The sequence below is a fragment of the Aeromicrobium sp. SP1 genome (assembly GCF_055663785.1).
This window is the reverse complement of sequence record NZ_JBQVVK010000001.1, coordinates 88,680-107,072: the sequence shown is the minus strand read 5'-3', so window position 1 is coordinate 107,072 and position 18,393 is coordinate 88,680. Positions and strand designations below refer to the sequence as shown.

At 71.2% G+C, this 18,393-nt stretch carries 18 protein-coding genes; 6 read left to right on the top strand and 12 right to left on the bottom strand.

Going from position 1 to position 18,393, the window contains the following annotated elements; translation table 11 throughout:
* Positions 1-6 precede the first annotated feature (6 nt).
* From ACT26F_RS00485 to ACT26F_RS00475, 3 genes are read right to left on the bottom strand one after another with little or no spacing between them, the layout of a single operon-like run.
* Positions 7-1,344: a DUF5719 family protein gene (locus tag ACT26F_RS00485; RefSeq protein ID WP_471668507.1), complete on the bottom strand. Its 1,338-nt coding sequence runs from the start codon at positions 1,342-1,344 to the stop codon at positions 7-9.
* Complete coding sequence (locus ACT26F_RS00480; RefSeq protein ID WP_471668506.1) at positions 1,341-4,097, bottom strand: glycosyltransferase; 2,757 nt, start codon at positions 4,095-4,097, stop codon at positions 1,341-1,343. Before ACT26F_RS00480 ends, ACT26F_RS00485 begins: the two co-directional genes overlap by 4 nt.
* A 50-nt stretch (positions 4,098-4,147) precedes the next feature.
* A complete protein-coding gene (locus tag ACT26F_RS00475; protein ID WP_471668505.1) occupies positions 4,148-4,546 on the bottom strand; it encodes a hypothetical protein in 399 nt (132 codons plus the stop codon).
* An 85-nt stretch (positions 4,547-4,631) separates the two neighbouring features.
* Here ACT26F_RS00475 and ACT26F_RS00470 point away from each other — a divergent pair, with 85 nt between their 5' ends.
* The gene (locus ACT26F_RS00470) at positions 4,632-5,099 is read left to right on the top strand and encodes a MarR family winged helix-turn-helix transcriptional regulator (protein ID WP_471668504.1); all 468 of its coding nucleotides are present in this window, start codon (positions 4,632-4,634) and stop codon (positions 5,097-5,099) included.
* Positions 5,100-5,153: 54 nt separating this feature from the next.
* Here ACT26F_RS00470 and ACT26F_RS00465 read toward each other — a convergent pair whose 3' ends face one another.
* Positions 5,154-5,405: a WhiB family transcriptional regulator gene (locus ACT26F_RS00465; protein ID WP_146828372.1), complete on the bottom strand. Its 252-nt coding sequence runs from the start codon at positions 5,403-5,405 to the stop codon at positions 5,154-5,156.
* Between the two features lie 136 nt (positions 5,406-5,541).
* On the opposite strand from ACT26F_RS00465, the gene ACT26F_RS00460 reads away from it, so the two are divergent.
* From ACT26F_RS00460 to ACT26F_RS00450, 3 genes are all read left to right on the top strand, one after another.
* Entirely contained in the window at positions 5,542-6,210 is a 669-nt protein-coding gene (locus ACT26F_RS00460; RefSeq protein WP_471668503.1) for a TIGR03089 family protein, read from the top strand.
* Positions 6,211-6,300: 90 nt separating this feature from the next.
* Positions 6,301-7,164, top strand: a complete 864-nt coding sequence (locus ACT26F_RS00455) for an ABC transporter permease (protein WP_471668502.1) — start codon at positions 6,301-6,303, stop codon at positions 7,162-7,164.
* Positions 7,148-7,936 (top strand): ABC transporter ATP-binding protein, encoded by a 789-nt coding sequence (locus ACT26F_RS00450; RefSeq protein WP_471668501.1) that lies wholly within the window; start codon positions 7,148-7,150, stop codon positions 7,934-7,936. Before ACT26F_RS00455 ends, ACT26F_RS00450 begins: the two co-directional genes overlap by 17 nt.
* Before the next feature lie 21 nt (positions 7,937-7,957).
* Here the strand turns inward: ACT26F_RS00450 and ACT26F_RS00445 are convergent, their stop codons facing one another.
* Both ACT26F_RS00445 and ACT26F_RS00440 read right to left on the bottom strand, forming a co-directional pair.
* Entirely contained in the window at positions 7,958-9,397 is a 1,440-nt protein-coding gene (locus tag ACT26F_RS00445) for an LCP family protein (RefSeq protein ID WP_471668500.1), read from the bottom strand.
* Between the two features lie 76 nt (positions 9,398-9,473).
* Positions 9,474-10,925: an LCP family protein gene (locus ACT26F_RS00440; RefSeq protein ID WP_471668499.1), complete on the bottom strand. Its 1,452-nt coding sequence runs from the start codon at positions 10,923-10,925 to the stop codon at positions 9,474-9,476.
* A 118-nt stretch (positions 10,926-11,043) separates the two neighbouring features.
* On the opposite strand from ACT26F_RS00440, the gene ACT26F_RS00435 reads away from it, so the two are divergent.
* Positions 11,044-12,120, top strand: coding sequence for an LCP family protein (locus ACT26F_RS00435; protein ID WP_471668498.1), 1,077 nt, complete (start codon positions 11,044-11,046; stop codon positions 12,118-12,120).
* A gap of 7 nt (positions 12,121-12,127) precedes the next feature.
* Here ACT26F_RS00435 and ACT26F_RS00430 read toward each other — a convergent pair whose 3' ends face one another.
* The 4 genes from ACT26F_RS00430 to ACT26F_RS00415 all read right to left on the bottom strand — a co-directional run bounded on the left by ACT26F_RS00430 (position 12,128) and on the right by ACT26F_RS00415 (position 15,853).
* Complete coding sequence (locus ACT26F_RS00430; RefSeq protein ID WP_471668497.1) at positions 12,128-13,372, bottom strand: lipase family protein; 1,245 nt, start codon at positions 13,370-13,372, stop codon at positions 12,128-12,130.
* Between the two features lie 99 nt (positions 13,373-13,471).
* Positions 13,472-13,651 (bottom strand): hypothetical protein, encoded by a 180-nt coding sequence (locus ACT26F_RS00425; protein ID WP_471668496.1) that lies wholly within the window; start codon positions 13,649-13,651, stop codon positions 13,472-13,474.
* Positions 13,645-14,556 (bottom strand): hypothetical protein, encoded by a 912-nt coding sequence (locus tag ACT26F_RS00420; RefSeq protein ID WP_471668495.1) that lies wholly within the window; start codon positions 14,554-14,556, stop codon positions 13,645-13,647. Before ACT26F_RS00420 ends, ACT26F_RS00425 begins: the two co-directional genes overlap by 7 nt.
* Before the next feature lie 133 nt (positions 14,557-14,689).
* On the bottom strand, positions 14,690-15,853 hold the full coding sequence (locus ACT26F_RS00415; RefSeq protein WP_471668494.1) for an acyl-CoA dehydrogenase family protein: 1,164 nt from the start codon (positions 15,851-15,853) through the stop codon (positions 14,690-14,692).
* A 181-nt stretch (positions 15,854-16,034) separates the two neighbouring features.
* On the opposite strand from ACT26F_RS00415, the gene ACT26F_RS00410 reads away from it, so the two are divergent.
* On the top strand, positions 16,035-16,661 hold the full coding sequence (locus tag ACT26F_RS00410) for a pyridoxamine 5'-phosphate oxidase family protein (RefSeq protein ID WP_471668493.1): 627 nt from the start codon (positions 16,035-16,037) through the stop codon (positions 16,659-16,661).
* A 79-nt stretch (positions 16,662-16,740) separates the two neighbouring features.
* Here the strand turns inward: ACT26F_RS00410 and purE are convergent, their stop codons facing one another.
* Positions 16,741-17,229, bottom strand: a complete 489-nt coding sequence (gene purE, locus ACT26F_RS00405; RefSeq protein ID WP_471668492.1) for a 5-(carboxyamino)imidazole ribonucleotide mutase — start codon at positions 17,227-17,229, stop codon at positions 16,741-16,743.
* On the bottom strand, positions 17,226-18,374 hold the full coding sequence (locus tag ACT26F_RS00400) for a 5-(carboxyamino)imidazole ribonucleotide synthase (RefSeq protein ID WP_471668491.1): 1,149 nt from the start codon (positions 18,372-18,374) through the stop codon (positions 17,226-17,228). Before ACT26F_RS00400 ends, purE begins: the two co-directional genes overlap by 4 nt.
* Positions 18,375-18,393 lie beyond the last annotated feature (19 nt).

Sequence of the window (18,393 nt, the reverse complement as noted above, 5' to 3'; positions counted from 1 at the left end):
CCGATCTCAGCGGACGGAGACGCCCGGCGCGATGACGGTGACCGGCGCGGGGCGGACGGGAGCGGCGGTCAGGCGCTTGCCCGCCTGCTGCCACATCCCGGCCCAGACGGTCGACCCCTCGGCCGGCGTGAGGAGGACGTAGACGGCCCCGCGCGCCGCTGCGGGCAGGGCCACCGAGGAGCCGGCCGGCACCGAGACCCTCGCCGTCCCGAGCGACGCCATGGTCGCGGAGAACGACTCGACCGAGACCGTGGCCGCGGCGTCGCCTGCCGTCACGGTGGCGGCGACGTCGCCGCCCAGCGTGACGGGCACGATCGCCGGGCCGGACAGGGCCGAGGCCGCGACGACGTGGGCGACGTCGTCGTCGCCGACCACGAGCGCCGATGCGACCACCGGGACGTCCGCCGTGACGTGCAACGACGACCGCCCCACGTCGACGGAGTCGGGGATCTTCACGACCGCCGTCGACTCGGGCTCGACCGCGACGTCCTCGAGGCCCTCGGCGCCGAACGTCCCCTCGGGGCCCACCACGTCGACCGCCACGTGGGCCGTCGTCGTGCCGGGATTGACGAGGCGGATGCGGGCCGCGTCGCCGCCGGCGGCCAGGCCCGCGAGCACGAGGTCCTTCGCCGCGTCCGGCGTGGGCGCCACCAGGTCGGCGCCACCGCGACCGGCGTCGAGGGCGATGGCCGTGAGGGCGCCGCGCCGCCGCGAGACCCGGACCGCGACCGCGCCCTCGCCGGCCGCCACGGCCTCGACGGAGATCTCCCGGCGCTGCCCGGCCTCGACCACGAGGCCCGTCGTGTCGACCGACTGGATCGGCCCGGACTCGCCCCACCACGTGAGGTCGGCGACCGCGCGGGTCTCGCCGAGGTTCACGAGGGTCACGGTGGACGCGGTGCGGCCGTCGTCGCCGAGCCCGACGAACCATGCGTCGTCGACGACCTCCGGGCAGGATCCGAGCACGGCTCCCCCACCCTGGCCCTTCGTGGCAGCGCCGGCGACGAAGCCGACCGAGCCCGACTTCTCTCCGTTCTGCTGCAGCACGAGGGCGTCCCCGCCGGGCGCGGCGGACCGCCACCGGTCAGCCGAGGCCCACACGGGGTCGACCGCGGCGTCGGCCGGCATCGCCGTGGCGACCGCCGTGTCGCCGGCCGACACCTGACCTGCGGCCACGGTCCAGTCCGCCTGCACGGGGCACGCCCACGTCGTCTGCTCGACCGGGACGGCGCTGCTGCCCCCGGCGACCTTCTCGGGCTCCGGCTCGGGGACGAACCACGTCGCGGCGACGAGGACCACCGCGATCACCGGGAGCACCCACCGGACGGGTACGGAGCTCCTCATGCCGTCACCTCCTCGTCGGCGTCCGGGTCGGGGCCCGCCTCGGGATTGCGGCGCACCGGCAGGGCGGCGACGATCGCGACGATCCACGCCAGGACCCACGCGCCGGCGAACCACGGCCGGGTCGCAGGGGCCTGCGGGAGCGGATCGGGCTCGACGTCGGACTGCACGGCCCACACACGCGAGTCGGGCGAGTCGCTGCCCTTCTGCGCGAGACCCGGCGCGGCGTCGATCCGGCGCGCGAGGTCGAGATCGACGTCGGGTGCGTAGATGTCATCGACCCCGAGCCGAGCCAGCTCGTCGACGTCCTCGCTGGTCGGCGTGGTCACGAGCGCGACCACGACGTCGTGCAGGCGCTGCTCGCGCTCAGGGGTCGTCCGCAGTGCCTCCGCCCCCAGGAACGGGCCGGAGCCGACGACCGCGTCCGCGACGATCCCCTCCTGCGCGTCGCCCGTGAGGACGACAGTGGTGCCCGGCCGGGCGGCCAGGAACGCCGGCACGACGCGGGCGTCGCCGGACTCGAGCGGGTCGTCGATGCCGCGCACGAGCCACCAGCCGCCGGCCAGCAGCGGGAACGCCGCGAGCACGGCGATCGCGGGTCGGCGCCAGCGCCGGTAGCGCCGCGTGCGGAGCATGGGCCAGGCGAACAGGACCGCGGTCAGCAGGCCGCCGAGCCACACCCCGGCGCCGAGACCCGACCACGCCCGGACGGCCGGGGCTCCCGGGTAGGGGACGTACGTCGAGACGGAGGCCAGCAGACCCGTCGCGAGACCGGCCACCGCGACGATCCAGGCCACCGTGACGGAGCGCCGCGTCGCGCTCGGCACGAGGGCAGCCAGGGCGAGCGCGACGATCGGCAGCGCGACCCACCAGGGCGCCGAGCCCGTGCCGCCGCCGGTGCCGGTGACGACGTCCCACGCCGAGGCGCGCGCGTCGACGGGGTTGCCGGCCTCCCACCAGATCCGACCGGACCAGACCCGGTCGAACAGCCAGGGGCCGAGCAGGGCGGTCCCGACCACCGCGCTGAGCGCGAGATGTCGGGCCGACGAGCGCACGACGACGGCACACGTCGCGATCGCCGCGATGCCCAGGAGCCACGCGACCGGGGCGAACGCCGCGACGAGCGCGATCCACACGCCCACGAGGACCGCGCGCGTCCAGGTCGGCTCCAGCACGAGTCGCAGCAGCACGTTCGCGAACAGCGGTGCGACGACGAGCGCGATCACGGTGCCCAGGCGGCCCTGCGCGACCGATCCGGTGACCGCCACGAGCAGTCCGTACGAGACCGCCCACGTCATGCGGGCGCCGCGGTCATCGCTGACGAGGCGGCCGAAGCGGTGCGCCGTGAGCGCGGCGAACGGCACCGCCAACACCGTGAGGATCCACGGCAGCAGGCCCGGCGCGAACCACACGGGCGTCCCGGCGAGCGCCAGCGGGATGACGAACGCGGGCCCTCCGTCGGAGCTGCCCAGGCCGACCGCGTGCGTGCGGTCGAGGATGAGTCCCCACCACGACCACACGGACTCCGGCGACGGCGGCAGGGCGGGACTGTGCAGGTGGCCGGTGGCCACGGAGCGCGCGGCGACGAAGGCGCCCACGAGCAGGACGAGGATCCAGGTGAGCCACGGCCAGCGACGCCACCACGGCGGCAGGTCGACGACGACCGGGTCCTCCTCGTCGTCCTCGTCACCGATCGTGCGCAGGCCCGTCGACTCGACGGTCTCGGGCCGGACGACCGCCTGGGCCGTCGTCGCCGCGAGGTCGAGTCCGTGCTGGTACGGCATCCAGAACGGCGCGAAGAGTCCCTTCAGCTCACGGTTGCGGCGCAGGACCTGGGGTCGGCGCCAGCGCCGGGCCTGCAGCATCCGGCCGGGATTGAGGAAGACCGACGCCACGGCGACGAGCTCGCCCTCGGCGCTGCGGACGTCCTTCCCGGCGAGGAAGCCCAGGAACCGCAGGAGCGTCCCGAGGAAGAGCCGCACGCTCACGGGCAGGAACCAGCGGCGGTCGGTGTTGGCCAGCATCGTGTGCAGCGCGGCGACGCGGCGCTCGCCCGTGTGCACCTTGACGCCGGCACGGCGCACGCGGCGACGGTTGCGGCTCGCCTCGGCGTGGAATATCACCGACTCGGGGGCCGTGCGGACGCGGTAGCCCGCGCGATTGGCGCGCCAGCCGAAGTCGACGTCGTCGAAGAACAGCGGCAACCGGGGGTCCATCCCGTCGAGCGCCCGCCACACGTCGCGGCGGACGAACATGCCGGCCGAGCCGACGGCCAGGACGTCGCGGGGACGGTCGTGCTGACCCGCGTCGGGCTCGCCGGACTCGAGCATCGTCTCGCGTTGACCGGTTCCCGTGACGGTCACGCCGACCTCGAGCAACCGCTTGAGCGACGGCCACTCCCGCACCTTGGGACCGAACACGCCGACCTGCGGATCGGCCTCGGCCGCCGCGACGAGGGCGGCGAGGGCGTCGGGGGCGACGGCCGCGTCGTCGTGCAGGAGCCAGATCCAGTCGAACGGCTCGGTCTCGCTCTCGAGGGCTGCCGCGACCTGGCCGCCGAAGCCGCTGCGCGCGGGGGCGCTGACGATGCGCGTCGCGCCCTCGTACGCCTCGAGGATCTCGCGGGTGGAGGTGTCGGTGCCGTCGTGCACGAGCACGAGTTGGTCGGGGCGGCGGCTCAGCCGGTCCAGCGAGTCCAGCGTCTGCTGAAGCCACCGCGAGCCGCGGTGGGCGACGAGGACAGCGGCCACCTGCATGCTCGCCACCTTAGGGCCGGGGGCCAGCCGCAGCGCAGACGGTCGTCCCGTCACCCGTCGCCGAGGGCGGCCTTGATCTGCTCGAAGGTGCGCTGCTGGGTGGCGTTCGGGGTTCCGGTCGATGCCATCGCGTCGGCGGTGGCGGCGAGCACGGCGTCGCGGAAGACCCCGACCTGGTCCGGCGCCTGGTCCGCGAGCAGGGCGGAGGCATCGCGCAGCGCCGGGAGCACGCGATCGGCGACCTCGGGGAAGGAGCCGCGCAGCTCGACCGTGCGCTTCTCGTTGAGCAACCGGCCGACGGGTCCGGGGACCGCGGTCAGCGACAGGGCGCCGACGACGTTCTGCTTCGTGCTGTTGATGGGTCCGGGCCTGGCCATGCTCTGGAGCAGGACGGCGCCGTACGCCGCAGTGTGGATGAGGCGCGCCTCGGCCTCGGTGAATGTGGTCATCGGTGTCCTTCGCCAGCATGTATCTTGATTGCCAAGCGATTCTACGATCGGGATGTCTTGAATGTCAAATGACTTGATTGTCAAGGTGAACGCCGTCGGTGCGGTCCTGCAGCGCTACCAGGCCGCCGTCGCGGACTTCGACCGGGAGACGGCCCGGCTGCTCGGGGTCAACACCACGGACCTGCGCTGCCTGGAGGTGCTCCTCACCCCCGGCGAGCGCGAGTCGACCCCGAGGGACCTGGCCGACCTGCTGCACCTCACGACCGGCAGCGTGACCACGATGCTCGACCGACTCGAGCGGGCCGGCTACGTCGTGCGCGAGCCGCACGACTCCGATCGGCGCAAGACCGTCGTGCGACCGACGCCGCTCGCCCGCGAGCGGGTCTGGCAACTCCTCGGTCCGTTCCTGCAGGACGCCGAGGCGCAGGTCACGGCCCGATTCACCGCCGAGGAGCTCGACGTCGTCGAACGGTTCGCGAGCCATGCGACGGAGGTCCAGGAACGACACACCGACCGGCTGCGGGCGCAGGCGGTCGGTGGACGTGTGTCGTGAGGCCGTGCCGGGTCCCGATGCCGGCCCCGGCATCAACGCGGCGTGGCGCGAAGGTCAGGCGCGCTTCTTGAGCTTGCGACGCTCCCGCTCGGACAGGCCGCCCCAGATCCCGAAGCGCTCGTCATGGGCGAGTGCGTACTCGAGGCACTCTCCCTTGACATCGCAGCTCAGGCACACGCGCTTGGCCTCGCGCGTGGAGCCGCCCTTCTCGGGGAAGAACGACTCGGGATCGGTCTGAGCGCACAGGGCACGCTCCTGCCACATGAGCTCGGGGTCGTCGCCCTCGATCCAACCGACTAATGACATACCTGTAATTACAGACGGGTCTCTGCCAAACGTCAAGCCGAATTGCAAACCTCAGCACCTTGTCGGCGTGTCGCACCCATTGCGCCCCATCCGCCTCAGGGGCCACGTTCCGAGGGCCATTCACTAGCGTGGAGGCGTGATCCGCACGTTCGCCACGGCCCTGTCCCCCACCCCGACCCCGGTCGTCACGTACTACGACGTGGCCACCGGCGAGCGGGTCGAGCTCTCCGGCACGACCCTCGCCAACTGGGTCGCGAAGGTCGCCAACCTGCTCGTCGACGAGCTCGACGCCGAGCGTGGCACGCGGATCCGGATCGGTCTGCCCAGCCACTGGCTGCGCTTCGTCTGGCTGCTCGGCGCATGGCGGGTCGGCGCGGTGGTCACCGACCACGACGCCCGGATCGGCGTGTCCGGGCCCGAGCTGGAGGCGACCGAGCCCGTCCGGCTCGCCGCGTCGCTGCGCCCGCTCGGCGGTCGCTTCGCGCAAGAGCCGGACGGCTTCCTCGACGTCGCGGTGCACGTGCCGGCGAGCCCCGACGTCTTCGTCGACCTCGATCCCCCGCAGCCGCAGGACCCGGCGATCGACCTCGACGGCGACGTCACGAGCCAGGCCGACCTGCTGGCCGGTCCCGGCTCCGCCGCCCGGCTCGTGCGCGGACCGGCATCCCTCGCGGACGATGCGCGCGCGATCGCTGCGGCCCTCGTGGGCGGCGGCTCGCTCGTCGTCGTGAGCGGTGCGGGGCCCGACGAGCTCGCCCGCATCGCCCAGCAGGAGCGTGCCCGGATCGACCCCGACACTCATTGACGGAGGCGTCACCGGGGGTGCCCTAGACTCGTCGGGGCATCCGACGCCGGGCGGCGGTGCCACAGACCACCACGACAGGAACAGCACGCAATGACCCCAACGGTCGAGGATCCGCAGGCCCACGGCCTGACCCGGGTGGGCGGCCGACCCCCGCTGCAGAGTTATCTGCGGGACGTCGCCCGTCGCAAGGACTTCATCATCTCGCTGGCGAAGTTCCGCATCGAGGCCGAGAACCAGCGCCAGCGTCTCGGGATGCTCTGGATCGTCCTCAAGCCCCTGCTGAACGCCGCGGTGTTCGGCCTCGTGTTCGGCGTGCTGATGGAGAGCACGAAGAGCGTCCCCGACTTCATCGCGTTCCTCATCATCGGCGTCTTCACGTTCGAGTTCTTCTCCGCGTGCATGTCCAGCGGCGCCCGCTCGATCACCTCGAACCAGGCGCTCGTCCAGAGCCTGGCCTTCCCGCGCATGGCGCTGCCGATGTCGGTCGTCACGCAGAAGTTCCTGCAGCTCGTGCCGACGATGGGGCTGCTGCTCGTGCTGCTCGTCGTGATGGGCCACCTGCCCACGCTGGCCTGGCTGCTGCTCGTGCCGCTGCTGTGCTTCTACTACGTGTTCTGCCTCGGCGTCGCCTTCGTGACGGCGCGGCTCACGGTGCACTTCCGCGATCTGACGAACCTCATCCCGTTCATCACGCGGTTCTTCTTCTACACGACCGGCATCTTCTTCAGCTTCGACCTGCGGTTCGCCGACCACCCGCAGCTCGTCCACGCCATGGAGTTCCAGCCCGTCTACGCGTTCCTGAGCCTGACGCGCGAACTGCTGCTCGACTCCGATCCCCTGTACGACGTGCGCCTGCAGCTGTGGCCGATCATCATCGGCTGGTCGATCGTGTCGGTCATCGTGGGCGCCGTGTTCTTCTGGTCCGCCGAGGAGCGCTATGGCCGAGTCAACTGAGACCGCTCCGGTGGCCGGCCCGGAGACGCGCCGCCCCGTCGTCGTCGTGCAGGACCTGCACGTCGAGTACAAGGTCTTCGCCACCGGCAAGCGCGCGACCGCCGCGGACAGCGGCGGCCTGCTGAGTCGCGCGAAGCGCACCCAGACGGTCCACGCCCTCAAGGGCATCTCGTTCACCGCATACGAGAACGACAGCATCGGCATCATCGGCTCGAACGGCTCGGGCAAGTCCACGCTCATGCGGGCGATCACCGGCCTGACCCCCGCCAGCCGCGGTGCGGTCTACGCCAGCACGCGACCCAGCATGCTGGGCGTCGGCGCCGCCCTGATCCGCGAGCTCTCCGGCGAGCGGAACGTCATGCTCGGCGGCCTCGCGATGGGCTTCTCCAAGGCCGAGATCGAGGCCCGGTACGACGAGATCGTCGACTTCGCGGGGATCCGCAAATTCATCCACCTGCCGATGCGGACCTACTCGTCCGGCATGACGGCGCGCCTGAAGTTCGCGATCGCCACGATCCGCAACCACGAGATCCTGATCGTCGACGAGGCGCTCGCGGTCGGCGACCGCCGGTTCCGCAAGCGCAGCGAGGAGCGGATCCGCGAGATCCGCGACAACGCCGGAACCGTCTTCCTGGTCAGCCACTCGATGCAGTCGATCCGCGACACCTGCACGCGGGTGATCTGGATCGAGAAGGGCGAGCTGATCATGGACGGCGACGTCAACGAGGTCATCGAGGCCTACGAGACCGAGCGCGACGCCGCCACCGACTGACGGAGCCGCGGCCCCACCCGCTCAGCAGGTGGCGGCGAGGTCGTCGGTGTTGTTGGCCGCCCCCGGCGATGCCGTCGTGGGGGTCGTGGTCGGCTCGGTCGTCGCGGTCGTTCCCGGGGTGGCCGGCGTCGCGCCGGACGTCTCGGCCTTCTGCTGCTGCTTCTCGCTCTTGGCCACGAGCGCCGCGACGTCGGCGTGGATCTGCTCGAAGTTCGGCGTCACCGTCGAGTACTCCGGCGGCACGACCGACAGGGTCGCGATCTTCTGGTCCTTGGCCTTGAGCGCCAGGTCGCCGAACGCGCCGAGCTCGGACTGCGGGATGTCGGTCTGCAGCATCGCGGCCGAGGACTTCGCGATGTCGGTCGCGTTGAGGATGACCTGCTGCGGGCTCAGCTGCTGCAGCATCGCCTGCATGAGGCACTTCTGCCGGCCCATGCGCGTGTAGTCGTCGGACTGGACCCGGCTGCGGCCGTACCAGAGCGCCTCGCGGCCGTTCAGCTTCTGCTTGCCGGCGGCGATGTACTCCTGCTTCCACGCGTCGTCGTGACCGAACATCGCGATCGGCTCCTTGACGTCCATCTCGATCCCGCCGACGGCGTTGACGAGGCTGGAGAAGCCCTTCATGTTCACGAGCACGTAGTAGTTGACCTTGAGGCCCGTGGCGCCCTCGACCGCGTCGAGCGTGGCGTCGAGGCCGGGGTCCTTGCTGTCGGGGTAGAGGTCGGTGCGGTTCGAAGCCGTGGTGTGGACGGCGTTTAGCAGGCACGTCGTGCCGCAGTTGTAGCCGTACGGATAGACCGTGTGCATCGGAGAATCCTCCGGGAACGGCACGTTCTGCAGGTTGCGCGGCAGCGAGACCATCACCGGGACGCCGGTCTCGGCGTCGATGCTGACGAGGTTGAGCGAGTCGGGGCGCAGGCCGTAGCGGTCGTCCCCGGAGTCGGCGCCCAGCAGCAGGATGTTGTAGCGGCCCTGCAGCGGCGACTTCACCTCGGTCTCCTGGAAGACCTTCTCGACGACCTCCTTGGAGGCCGAGACGGTGTTCCAGGACAGGTAGGTCGTCGACGTCACGAGCGCGACGACCGTGATGTTGACGATCGAGATGACGCCGATGCGCCACCAGCCGAGGTTGCGCACGAGCGCGAGCCGCCACGCGTCGACGAAGAGCAGCATCCACGCCACCGCGACGACGAGGCCGACGACGCGTGCCGTGCCCAGGACGGCCGGATCGGTCACCCAGTCGATGATCTGCGCGCGGTCGGGACGGAAGCGGAACCACACGACGGAGGTGCCGACGATCAGCGCGACCCACAGGACCATGACGGTCGCGCCGAGACGACGGGCGCCGGCCAGGAACTGGGCGCTGCCGGGCCAGACGATCGTTCCGAGGATCAGCGCCAGGGCACGGCGCAGCCCGCCCTTGGACGCGACCCGTGTGGGTCGTGCCCCGAGTCCACTCACGGCACGGACCTCCCTGGCGTCGACGGCCGACATCCCATTAAACCGGGCGCCCCCAAGTGGGACGCCGTCGGCGTCGTCAGCAGGACGCGCCGAGGTCCGTGCTCTGGTTCGCCTTGCGCGGATCCTTGGTCCCGGCGGGCGACTCGACGTCGATCAGCGGCAGCTTCGCCTTGACGAGCGACGCCTTCTGGACCTCGGCGCCCTCGGACGTCTCGATCGCGTCGCCGACGAGGCGGCGGACCTTCGCGAAGTCGGGATTGCCCGTGTAGATGACCGGCGGCACGAGCGACACGGACGCGATCGGCTGGGACTTCGTCTTGAGCGCGAGATCCATGAAGACGTTGAGGTCCTGGCGCGGGATGCTCGTGTGCAGCATCGCCGCGCTCGAGTCGGCGATCTTGCCCATGTTCAGGACGACCTTCTGCGGGCTGAGCTGATGGACCATCGCGTTCATGACGCACTTCTGCCGGCCCATGCGCGACCAGTCGTCGTTCTGCACGCGCGATCTGGCGTACCAGAGCGCCTGGTCGCCGGTCAGCTTCTTCTCGCCCGCCTCGATGTAGCCGCGGATCGGTGAGCCGATGCCGCCGATCGCGGTGCGCTCGCGCACGTTGACCTTCACGCCCCCGACGGCGTCGATGAGCTCGGAGAAGCCCTTCATGTTCACGAGGGCGTAGTAGTTCAGCGTGAGACCGGTGACCTCCTCGACGGCGTCCATCGTCGCGTCGATGCCCGGCTCCTTGTCGTCGAACAGGTCGGCGTGGTCGTTGGCCCACGTGTTCACGGCGTTGAGGTAGCAGCCGTCGCAGTTGAAGCCGTCCGGGAACTGCTCGTGCATCACCGTGCCGCGCGGGAACGGGACGTCCTGCAGGTTGCGCGGCAGACCGATCAGGACCGCCTTGCCGGTCTCGGCGTCGACGCTCGCGACGTTGAGCGAGTCGGGCCGCATGCCGAAGCGGTCCTTGCCCGAGTCGGTGCCCATGAGCAGCACGTTGTAGCGGCCCTCGTGCGGCTTCGTGACCGTGGTCGACGCAAAGACGGTGCCGGTGAAGCCGTTCATGACCGAGACCGTGTGTGCCGCGAAGAACAGGATCGCGGCGGTGCCCAGCGCGAGCGCACCGTGCAGGCCCGTCGAGATCGCCAGGTGCGGTCCGGCCAGCTGGCGCGGTCGCCCGAGTCGCCAGGCGTCGACGATCAGGGCGATCCAGCCGATCGCGAGGAGCACCAGCAGCCACCGGCCCAGCCACAGCAGTGCGCTGTTCGTGACGAGGCCGAACAGGGCCTGGCGGTCGACGAGGGCGATGAGCCCCACGACGAGCAGGACGGCGATCACGGCGAGCCAGATCCGGATGGCGATGCGGCCGATCCGGCGGTTGCCCTGCACGAGCTGCGCCGAGCCGGGCATGACAACGGTCATCGCGGCGAGGGTCAGGGCGCGGCGGAACTGGATCTTGGCGGAGCTGTGGCTCGGGTCGGCATAGGTGCCACCGAGCGCGCTCGGGCGGTCGTCGTGCATTGCGGTCCTCACGGTGGGGAAGCGTCCGTAGGTCCCCTCAGTATCGAGTCGGTCACGCCGATCGCGGTGATGACGCGCCGACGACGCCCGAGAGAATCGCGACCTTGCGGAGACGGGGTACCTTCACCCCATGCCTCCCTCAGGTCCCACTCCCCCCGGTGGGTACGACTGGCTCTATGACGACGAGACCGGTCGTGTCGTCCCTGCGCACCCGGCGACCGATCCGTCGCTGCCGCCGCCCCAACTGCCCCCTCCCGGCGGGCGCGACACGGGACCGAAGGAGCCGAGGCGCAAGCGACCGCGCGGCCGGTGGCGGCTGCTTGGACTCCTCCTGGCGCTGTGGCTCATCTTCCTCATCGCCGTGCCGATCGTGGCCTGGTCGAAGGTCCTGAAGGTCGACGCGACCCCCGACGGCGACCGGCCGGCCGAGGGCGGCGCCACGACCTGGCTGCTCGTCGGCACCGACAAGCGCCCCAAGGACACGTCCCGCGGGCGCACGGACACGATCATGATGCTGACGTACGGAGGCGACGGACCCTCCGTGCTCACCTCGATCCCGCGTGACTCACTGGTCGACATCCCCGGACACGGCCGTACCAAGATCAACGCCGCCTACGCGTACGGCGGTCCTCCCCTGCTCGTCGAGACGCTCGAGTCCGAGTCCGGTGTCCGCATCGACGGCTACGCCGAGATCGGGTTCCAGGGCCTCGAGGACGTCGTGGACGCACTCGGCGGCATCACGATCTGTCCCGAGGAGGACATCAAGGACGAGGACGCGCACCTCGACATCGAGAAGGGCTGCCAGGAGGTCGACGGCGCGACCGCGCTGGCGTACTCGCGATCGCGGCACGCCTTCGCGACCGGCGACATCGCGCGCGGGCAGCACCAGCGCGAGGTGATCGGCGCGATCGGCGAGGCCGCGCTGTCGCCCTCGACCTTCCTCAACCCCGTGAAGTACACCCGCGTGGCGATGACGACGGCCGACTCGATCGCCGTGGGCGACGACGACTCGCTGTTCTCCTTCGCCCGCTTCGGCTGGAACCTGATGCGCTCCATGAGCGGCGAGGGCCTGAGCTGCACGGTGCCGATCGCGGACCTGTCGGTCCAGTGGGACCGTGAGCGCGCGGTCGCGTACTTCGGTCACCTGCAGGACGGCACGACCGACGCGCTCGGCGACCTGTGCACCGAGGACGGCATGCCGAAGTGATCGACCCTCACCGCGCCGCGAACGCCGACGCGGTGAACGCGGCGACCCGGGTGCGCGACCGGTCGAGCACCTCGGTGTGCCCGGCGCCGGGGTACGTCTCGTACGCCACGTCGAGGTCGCGTCGCTCGTAGCCGTTCGCGAGGGTGTCGGTGAGCACCGGCGGCACGACCCGGTCGGCGGTGCCCTGCAGGATCAGGATCGGGCCGGCGATCGTCAGCACCCCCGGGTCGTTCGCGTCGAGCCTGGACTTCACCGCTGCGGTGTCCGCCTCCGCGTTGGCGAAGTCCGAGAACGGCCTCAGCCCGTAGGCGTCGCTGCCCACGAGCCCGAGCAGGCACGTGTCGAGGGTGCGCGGGTACAGCGCGCGACCGCGCGCGTTCAGGAGCGCGTCGACCGGGATCTTCCCGGGGTACGCGATGTCGAGTCCGCGCACGATCATCGAGACGAGCGCCGCGGGAACCGCCGCCGCGCCGCTGATCGCCGCGTCGACCGCCAGTGACAGGTGCGAGGCCGGCGCGAACGCGACCGTGCCGACGACGTCCAGCTCGCGCGTGTACCGCGGCGCGAGCGAGCCGGCCCACAGTGCGGCGTGACCGCCCTGGGAGTGGCCCGCGACGAGCACCCGATCGCTGAGGTCGGCGTCCAGCTGGCGTGCGGCCCGCACGATGTCCAGCACGGCGCGGCCCTGCGAGGCGCCGATGAGGTACGGATGGTCGCCGGGGGTGCCGAGGCCCTCGTAGTCCGTGGCCACGACCGCATGGCCCGTGTCGATCCAGCGCTGCAGCAGCGCCCTCGTCGTCGCGATCGCTCCGGCGTCGGACACCCCTCCGGCGGCCGTGGCGCGGGAGGGCGCGCACTGGTCGGCGATCCCGGTCGTGCCGTGTGCCCACGTGACGACGGGCCAACCGCCGGCCGGCGGCTCACCGTCGGGGACCGCGACCCACCCCGAGGTCCCGACGAGGTCGCCGTCGATCCCTTCCTGGGCATACAGCACGGTCGATCGACGGGCGTGCGCGAACCTGTCGTCGTCGGCGGTCCGTGACCAGATCAGGTCGCCGTGCGTCCGGTCGCCCAGATCGTCCGGCGGCGTGTAGAACGCCTCGCCCCGAGGTGCCTCGAGTGTCGCGGCCGTCGAGGTCGTCGCGGACGTCGCGGGCTGCTCGGCGGTCCTGTCGTCGGCGGACTCGCAGCCGCCGAGGAGACCCCACAGGACGATGACGGCGGCACTCGCCTGCAGCAGGTTCCTCGGCATCCGCCCACCGTACAAAACGGTGCAGCGTGTCCGGTTCCGCCGCGACGGAACCGGACACGCCCACCTCAGTCGTACTGCGTCGTCCTCGACCGCGCGCCGTCAGCCATCGGTCCGGCGTGGCCGCCGGGCCCACAGGCCGAACACGACATCGCCGAGGGCCAGGCCGACCATGCACGCCGCTGCCAGTGCCCACGCCTCGGAGTCGCGGTCGGTGAAGACCAGGACGGAGACGCACAACGCCGCCGCGACGACGACATACCCCAGGAGTGCCTTCAACACTTCACCACCTTCGCCGTCACGATCGCCGGTCCGATGATCCGGAACTTCGCCTCCGTACACTTACCAGCCTTCTTCGCCTTGCGGAAGGCGCTGCGCAGGGAGTTGAAGTACAGGTTGACCGCGACGGCGCAGATCGCCCTCGCCGCGAGCCCTGCCGGACTGCTGGTCGGGATCTTCGCGCACAGCGTGCTCACCCCGGCCGCGATCGACGAGTTCATGGCGTTGGCGATCCGTCGCGTCTCGGCCTTCGTGAACTTGACGCACACGGCCGTGGCGAGGTCGCAGAACTTCACCTTGGGGTCGGCGACGATCGGATAGGCGTGATCGCCCGCGTGGTGGTCGACGACCTGGACGACCGTGCCCGCGTGGACCTCGAAGTGGGTCGGGACCGACCTGCCCTCGGCATCGAGGGCCCACGGCGCCTCGATCTGGGCCGTGAGGCGACCGTCGGCATCGGTGACGTCGACCGTGCCCGCCGCGCTGACCTCGGTGCGCGAACCCTGCGGCGCATCGAGCCCGAACGAGTAGGCCGTCGGCGCGCCGGGCGACTCGATCCCGACGAGCACCTGGGTGCCCGACTCGGTCGGCGTGACGGTGACCGAGGCGGACGGCCCGGCCCGCCACACGTAGCGGCCGTCCCTGCTGTCGACGCCCGAGGAGGCGGCGACGGGCAGGTCCAGGCCGAGGGACGACGAGCCGCCGGCACCGAGCCGGACCGAGCCCGCCGCCGTGACGTCACGGACGGGCGACCGGTGCAGGGGCACCGCGTCGTCGACGAGCGGGATCTGGGCCAGCCGGTCGGCGACCGTGACCCCCGATCCCGTGGCATGAGCGGTCGAGAGCGTCCCGACGGTCAACGCGACCGCCGTGAGAAGGACGCCGCAGGCACGCGTGAACTGGTGCATGAATCCCCCCGATTCCTCGTGGCGGACCGGGTCGGCCCACCGTGGTGTGCACAACGTATTGTGCATCGGGAGGAGGATTCAAGTACCTGACACGTACCTGTGGACAACCGGCCGGCTCAGGCCGGCGTCGGGATCACAGCGTCGACTGGATCCCGGCCAGCAGCTGGCGGGCCATGACGATGCGCTGGACCTGGTTCGTGCCCTCGTAGATCTGCGTGATCTTCGCATCGCGCATCATCCGCTCGACGGGGTAGTCGCGCGTGAAGCCGTAGCCGCCGAGCAGCTGGACCGCATCGGTCGTGACCTGCATCGCGGTGTCGGAGGCGAACGCCTTCGCCGCGGCGCCGAAGAACGTGAGGTCCTTGTCGCCACGCTCGGAGCGACCGGCGGCGGCGTACGTGAGCTGGCGCGCGGCCTCGACCTTCATGCCCATGTCGGCGAGCATGAACTGCAGGCCCTGGAACTCGGCGATGGCCTTGCCGAACTGCTTGCGCTCCTGGACGTAGCCGATCGCGTAGTCCAGGGCACCCTGTGCCACGCCGACGGCCTGGGCCGCGATCGTGACCCGCGTGTGGTCGAGCGTCTTCATCGCGATCGAGAAGCCCTCACCGACCTCGCCGATGATGCGGTCGCCGGGGATCTTCACGTGGTCGAAGTAGACCTCGCGCGTCGGCGAGCCCTTGATGCCGAGCTTCTTCTCCGGCGCACCGAACGAGACGCCCCCGTCGGACTTCTCGACGACGAACGCCGTGATGCCCTTGCTGCGCTTCTCGGGGTCGGTCTGGGCGAGCACCGTGTAGTACTCGGACTCACCGGCGTTGGTGATCCAGCGCTTCGTGCCGTTGATGATCCAGTCGTCGCCGTCGCGCTTGGCGGAGGTCTTCTGGTTCGCGGCGTCCGAGCCGGCCTCGGGCTCGGACAGGCAGTAGCTGAAACCGCCCTCGCCCGCCGCGAGCTTCGACAGGTACTTCGCCTTGATCTGCTCGTCGCCGCCGATCTGGACGGGCAGCGAGCCGAGCTTGTTGACCGCCGGGATGAGCGAGCTGGAGACGCACACGCGGGCGACCTCCTCGATCACGAGCACGGTCGCGAGCGCGTCGGCGCCGGCGCCGCCGTACTGCTCGGGGACGTGGGGGGCGTGGAAGTCGGCGGCGATGAGGGCCTCGTTCGCCTCATGGGGGAACCGGGCCTCCTCGTCCACCGCCGCCGCGAACGGCGCGATCTTCGCCTCGGCGACGTTGCGCACCGCCTCGCGGATCGCCTGGTGCTCCTCGGACAACGCGAAGAAATCGGACACGCGCGCTCACTCCCGCTCTCGAAAACTAGGATTTCCGAGCAAATTCTAGTTCCCTCGATTTTCGCGCAGGACCGGGGTGACGGTTTACCACGGTCCCACGGTTCGTTGGCTCCTCCCTCGGTGAACTCACCGAGGGAGGACACGACCTGCCGAGGGGGGACCCCGCGACGTACCGTGGCGCATGGCCGAAATCCAGACCGCCGATGAGTTGCGAGAGCTCCTCGGCGAGCCCCTCCCCCGGGCCGTGCAGAAGGACCGCGACCGCCTCCACCCCGAGCACGTGGCGTGGTTGGCCGCCAGCCCGTTCTGTCTCGTCGCAACCTCGGCGGCGGACGGCACGTGCGACGTCTCGCCGAAGGGCGACCCGCCCGGATCGCTCGTCCGGGTCGTCGACGGCCACACCCTGGCCCTGGCCGAACGACCGGGCAATCGACGCGCGGACGGGTTCGCGAACCTGTTGCAGAACCCCCACATCGGCCTGGTCTTCCTGATCCCGGGTCGCGGCGACACGCTGCGCGTCAACGGCACCGCCCGGTTGCTGCGCACCGACGTGGACACGCCGGGGTACGTCGACGACCTGGTCGTGAAGGGCCACCGCCCGGTCGTGGTGTGCGAGGTCACCGTGACGCAGGTCTTCTTCCACTGCGCGAAGGCGTTCCTGCGCTCGAAGCTGTGGCAGCCCGAGACGTGGGAGCCCGGTGCCGTGCCGTCACGCGCGGAGATCGCGCACGCGCTGGAACGGCCCGAGGACTCGGTCGAGGAGCTCGAGCGCTACTACGGCGCCCAGTATGCGGACGGGCTCTACTGACTCCCCTCGGCGATGGCGATCCGCCCTCGGTGAGTTCACCGAGGGAGGAGCCAACGAACCAAGGGACCGTGGTAAACCGTCAGCCGCCCCGGACGACGGCGCCCTTGGCGCGGGCGGCGTCGGCGAGGGACTCCTGGAAGTCGAGCATGCGCTGGGTGAGGTCGGGGTCGCCGACGGCGAGGATGCGCACCGCGAGCAGGCCGGCGTTGCGGGCGTTGCCGATCGCGACGGTGGCGACGGGGACGCCGGCGGGCATCTGGACGATGGACAGCAGCGAGTCCATCCCGTCGAGGTACTTCAGCGGCACGGGCACGCCGATGACCGGCAGCGGCGTGACGGCGGCCAGCATGCCCGGGAGGTGGGCGGCTCCACCGGCGCCGGCGATGATCGCCTCGAGCCCGCGCTCGTGGGCCGTGCGGCCGTAGTCCAGCATCTCGGTCGGCATCCGGTGCGCGGAGACGACGTCGGCCTCGTACTCGACCCCGAACTCGGCGAGCGCCGTCGCGGCGGCCTCCATCGTGGGCCAGTCGGAGTCCGACCCCATCACGATCCCGACTCGTGCGGTCATACGCCTGCTCCTTCGTCGATGCCGTCCGTCAGCAACCGTGCGCTGCGCCGGGCCCGGCGCAGCACGTCCTCGAGGTCGTCGCCCACCGCGGTGACGTGACCGACCTTGCGGCCCGGCTTGACCGCCTTGCCGTAGAGGTGGACCTTGACGTCCGGCTCCGCGGCCAGGGCGACGGCCCGCTGGGCCGCGAGATCCGTGACGCTGCCGCCGAGGACGTTCACCATGACCGCCCACGGCTGACGCGGGGCCGAGGAGCCGAGCGGCAGGTCCAGCACGGCCCGCAGGTGGTTCTCGAACTGGCTCGTGACGGCGCCGTCGATCGACCAGTGGCCCGTGTTGTGGGGACGCATCGCGAGCTCGTTGACCAGGACGCGGTCGTCGTCGGTCTCGAACAGCTCGACCGCGAGCATGCCGACCACGTCGAGCTCCTCGGCGATCGTCCGGGCGATCGCCCGGGCCCGGGCCTCGAGGGCGGGGTCGATGTTCGGGGCCGGCGCGATCACCTCGGCGCACACGCCGTCGACCTGACGCGACTCCACGACCGGATAGTCGACGATCTCGCCGCTGGCGTTGCGGGCGACCTGCGCGGACAGCTCGCGCCGGAACGCGACGAGCTCCTCCGCCAGCAGCTCGCCGTCGACCGACAGCGGCTGCTCGATGTCGTCGGCCGAGTCGACCTTCCAGACGCCCTTGCCGTCGTACCCGCCGCGAGCGGTCTTGAGGATCGCGGGGTAGCCGAACGCCTCGATGTCGTCGGGGCCGGACACCTGCGCCCAGCGCGGGCAGGGGACGCCCAGCTCGGTCAGCCGGCGCCGCATCACGAGCTTGTCCTGCGCGTGGATCAGCGCGTCCGGCCCGGGCCGGCACGCGTGTCCCTCGTCGGCGAGGACCCGCAGGTGCGACGGCGGCACGTGCTCGTGGTCGAACGTCACGACCGGCGCGTCGGCGACCGCGCGGCGCAGGTCGCCGAGGTCGGTGTGCGCGCCGACGACGTGGTCGCCGATGACCTGCGCGGCCGAGACGTCAGGGCCTTCCGCGAGCAGGCGCAGCCGGATCCCGAGGGCGATCGCGGGCTGTTGCATCATGCGGGCCAGTTGGCCGCCACCGATGACCGCGACGTCGCGGCCGGGGGGTTCGAGCGTCACGCGACCAGCCTAGTGAGCG